The organism is Streptococcus intestinihominis (genome assembly GCF_046824975.1).
Lineage (GTDB): Bacteria > Bacillota > Bacilli > Lactobacillales > Streptococcaceae > Streptococcus.
The window spans coordinates 67,553-71,534 of sequence record NZ_JBKQBL010000001.1; the positions used below are offsets into that span (position 1 = coordinate 67,553).

6 protein-coding genes are annotated in these 3,982 nt (G+C 41.9%); all 6 read right to left on the minus strand.

Annotated elements, in window-relative coordinates; all coding sequences use genetic code 11:
* Positions 1-30 precede the first annotated feature (30 nt).
* Complete coding sequence (locus ACLOR3_RS00350) at positions 31-741, minus strand: segregation/condensation protein A (RefSeq protein ID WP_048715402.1); 711 nt, start codon at positions 739-741, stop codon at positions 31-33.
* Positions 741-1,472, minus strand: coding sequence for a site-specific tyrosine recombinase XerD (xerD, locus tag ACLOR3_RS00355; protein ID WP_195323677.1), 732 nt, complete (start codon positions 1,470-1,472; stop codon positions 741-743). The genes ACLOR3_RS00350 and xerD overlap by 1 nt, the downstream gene beginning before the upstream one ends.
* A complete protein-coding gene (gene cbpB, locus ACLOR3_RS00360) occupies positions 1,469-1,930 on the minus strand; it encodes a cyclic-di-AMP-binding protein CbpB (protein ID WP_411399969.1) in 462 nt (153 codons plus the stop codon). Before cbpB ends, xerD begins: the two co-directional genes overlap by 4 nt.
* Complete coding sequence (locus ACLOR3_RS00365) at positions 1,927-2,448, minus strand: metallophosphoesterase (protein ID WP_411399970.1); 522 nt, start codon at positions 2,446-2,448, stop codon at positions 1,927-1,929. Before ACLOR3_RS00365 ends, cbpB begins: the two co-directional genes overlap by 4 nt.
* Positions 2,433-3,401 carry a nucleoside-triphosphate diphosphatase gene (locus ACLOR3_RS00370; protein WP_411399971.1) on the minus strand — a complete coding sequence of 323 codons (969 nt, stop codon included), beginning with the start codon at positions 3,399-3,401 and terminating at the stop codon, positions 2,433-2,435. Before ACLOR3_RS00370 ends, ACLOR3_RS00365 begins: the two co-directional genes overlap by 16 nt.
* Positions 3,398-3,982 (minus strand): glutamate racemase (gene murI / locus ACLOR3_RS00375; protein WP_412036880.1); only part of this gene is annotated, 585 nt, incomplete at its 5' end. The genes ACLOR3_RS00370 and murI, both read right to left, overlap by 4 nt.

Sequence of the window (3,982 nt, forward strand, 5' to 3'; positions counted from 1 at the left end):
ACAAACAAGAGGGCCTCCATCTCTGCAATTTTACTCATTCTTTAATCCTACTAAAATAATATCTCCAAATGGTTCTTCCTGAAGAGCCTCAACTTCTTGTACTTTAATTAATTCCAAAGTCGCCAAAAAAACTGTAATCAGTTCGTTGACATCCTTGGCTTCCTCAAAAATATCTTGTAGTAAGATTCTCTTACCAGGTTGACACAAGTGACGAACAACATTCATCAGGTCTTCAATTTTATACTCGTCTCGAACAATGGTCGTATGATTTTGTCGAAATTCTTCCTTCTTTTTCGTTAACAATTTTGAAAAGGCCAAGAAAAGATCTATCGTGGTCTTGTCATGGACCAATTCAGCATCATCATAGACTAATTCCGTTTTGGGTTTTGAAAAGTACTGGGCTCTCTCCTCGTGTTGAAGGGCCATCTTTTCACCCAATAGTTTAAACTTCCGGTACTCTTCGATTTGAGACAGGAGATCCTGCTCCAAATCTTCTTCATCCGTTGCTTGCTCCGCAATTTTTGGAAGGAGACGCCGACTCTTAATCAAGGTCAATTGACTGGCCATCAGCATGTATTCACCAGCAACTTCAAGCCGCATGGCTTGAAGGGTCGTTAGATAGGCTAAGTACTGCTCGATCACCTCAATCAGAGGAACCTCATAAATATCCATTTGGTATTTTGAAACGAGGTGTAAGAGAAGATCCAAGGGACCTTCAAAATCCTTTATTTTAATATCCATTACTTATACTTTTCTAAGGTAACAAGAGTTTTTAACCCGAGCTCACGGGCGATGCTAAACAGATCCATCCCCTGTTCTCTTTGTTTTAAAATGTATTGTTCCCGTAAGGATTGTGCCGAAAGATTCTCAAACCCTTTTTCCAATAGGAAGGACTCTAATTGACGGAAGCCCCACTGACGCGAGTAGGCCTTGCCCTTGTTATCAAATAAATAAGTCCCTGTCATCAAATCCGTCAACTCTCCTAGAAGAGCATCCGGAATACGCAAGACCCGTTTTTGTCCTTCTTTTCCTACGCGTAAAACCTGAAAATCGAGCTCGATATCAACGATTTTCAACTGAAGAATTTCACTAGGCAACAAGCCCATCTCGACAATCAATAGGGCAATCAAGCGTCCTTGAGATTGCTCTGACCCTTCCCACAAGAGGGATAAGTCCAATAGTTCTTGGTCGTGGCTTTTCGGCACAGATACTTTCGGAAGGACCAAACGATGGTAATCCTCGATAACTTGATGTTGATAAAGATAAAACAAAAATTGGTTGACGGCTGAAAGTTTCCGTTTTTGAACAGCTGGTTTAAAATCTTTAATCGAAGCTTGATAAATTCGAAGATTCGTATCTGAGACATGGTTATGAACAGTATCCACGAACTGATCCAAATCATAAGAATAAGCCGTCTGTGAATTTTCACTTAAGTCTTTTTCTTTGATAAAACTAGCTATGTATTCTTTCATATTTTCCTCATCTCGTATTCATTTGAGAAATTGTGCATGAGGGAGTTGATGGCTTTTAAAATGGATTTTCGAGTAATGATTCCTTCAAAGACTCCATCCTCTGAAACAACCGGTAGAAAGGATTCCTCTACCAACTTATGCAAGACTTCTGTCACAGTATAATCTTTCCCTAAGCGCTCTCCATCCGCTTTTGTCATATGAACGATGTCCATGGATGAAAAGACTTCATCAGAATAATCATGTTTCATTTGGTAAGAAAGAATGTCTGTTAAAGAAATCGTCCCTACGTACTTCATCTGATCGGTCACAACAGGAACACGAGTGTAGCTAATTTGACTGAGCACCAAGATAGCATGATCCACATTGTGCGTATCAATCAAAACAGCTAAATTGCGCGCTGGAGTCAAAAAAGTTATTTCTTCTCGAAGAATAAATTCCTCAAATTCCTTAGCGATCATCGATTGAACTCCTTTGTAAGAGGTTCATACACCTCATGTTTCCGATTTAAAAACTCAACTCGATAGGAATCTGCATCAATTTCCACTTTAGCATAGAGGCACTCTTGAATAGACCCCCGCGGTAAACTGACTGACCCAGGGTTCAGAAAAAGGGTACGCCCTTCCTTCCAAGCATCCGGAATATGCAAATGGCCATAGAGGCAGATATCTGCATCTTCTTCCTGGGCCCACAAATCTAACTTTTGAAAACTAAAATTAATTTGGAAAAGATGGCCATGGGTTTGAATGATCCGAGTAGGACCCAATTGCGTCACCAAACGTTCAGGGTACTCCCCATAAAAGTCCATGTTCCCTTTGACAACATGAATGCCTTCCCATACAGGATCGGTACTTTCTAACTCAGAATCCCCGTTGTGAAAAATGGCATCGACCTTTCCTTTATAGTGGTTTTTGATCTCTTCTACGATCTGACGATCACCATGAGAATCGCTCATGACGATGATTATTTGTTCTGCCATGCTGGGAATACCTCCACTAATTTCTTCACGGCTAAAGCTCGATGCGATTGTTGATTCTTTTCCTCTAGAGTTAGTTGGGCAGATGTCTTACCTGTTTCTCCAACTAGAAAGAGGGAATCATAGCCAAACCCGTTTTCACCTTTTGGTTCAAAATTGATATATCCTGGCCAATCCGCCTCAACAACCAGGCTTTCCTTACCAGGACTGGCAACGACTAAGGTTGTGTGAAATTTAGCTGACCGATCCTTCAATTCAAACACCATCGCCAACTCATGTAAGAGCTTGGCATTGTTCTCTAAATCAGTCGCTCCCTCACCTGCAAAGCGAGCAGACCAGACACCTGGTAAGCCTCCAAGGATGTCAACCATAAGGCCTGAATCATCCGCCAAGACCATTTTCCCTGTTAGCTGTGAAATCGTCTCAGCTTTTAGGCGGGCATTTTCTTCAAAAGTCATTCCTGTTTCAGCTACTTCTGGAAGATCAGGATAATCATTGAGATTCTCCACTTCAAAGCCCATTTGCTCAAAAATCTGACGAAACTCTTTGGTTTTTCCTTCATTCCGAGTAGCGATTAACAAGCGATCCTTGAGGCCCTCCTGCCCCAAAAAATCTGCAAGTGGAAGACCATTTTTGGGCAGATAAACGGAGAGCAATTGTTCTCCTTCTACAATGAGAAGGGCTCCTTGGCGTTGCACGATTTCAATTTTCCGGCCTAGTGTTTCCTCCACGATTTGAAAGAGGAAGGTTAAAAACTGCAAACTAGAGGCGTAACGGACAACTGTAACATTCAGCGGGAAACCCAAGTCTGTGTCTCCAACTAGTGATTCTACTAAGTCAACAAGCTCAGAAGCTTCTGAAGAGACTTCACTATATTCGTTATAGTCACTCCGCTCTCCCCATTCAGCTAGAAACCAATTTAAGGCATCTTTGTATTCATATATCTTTTGGTTCATAATTCTACATGCTCCACATGAACAACTTGTTGCAACCAAGTCTTGGCAATCGCTGCAAAACTGGCTGCATTGGCCGTTGTATAAAATTGATGGTGGCAATCGTCCAATTGACGACTGCGATTAATCTCAAAGTAGTTGAGTAAGACCGAGATATCCCGGACACACTCTGCCCCGCTATCAATTAATTGAACCTCTGGCCCCATGACATTTTGGATAATAGGGCGAAGAAGAGGATAATGAGTGCAACCCAAAACCAGCGTATCTACCTTCCCGGCAAGGGGTTTCAAGGTTTCATAGACGACTTTTTTTGTAACACTGGACTGCAACTCATTGGATTCAACCAAAGGGACAAATTTCGGACAAGCTAAACTCTCTACTGCCATTTCTGGTGACAGGCTTTGAATCTTCTTACGATAAATATCTGAGGCGACTGTCATCGGTGTCCCAATTACGCCAATTCGTTTGCTTCTCGTCGCCTTGATAGCTGCGGAAGCACCTGGTAAAATCACTCCTAAAACAGGGATATCCAAGGCTTCTTTTACCTCTTCCCATACAACAGCTGTCGCTGTATTACAGGCCAA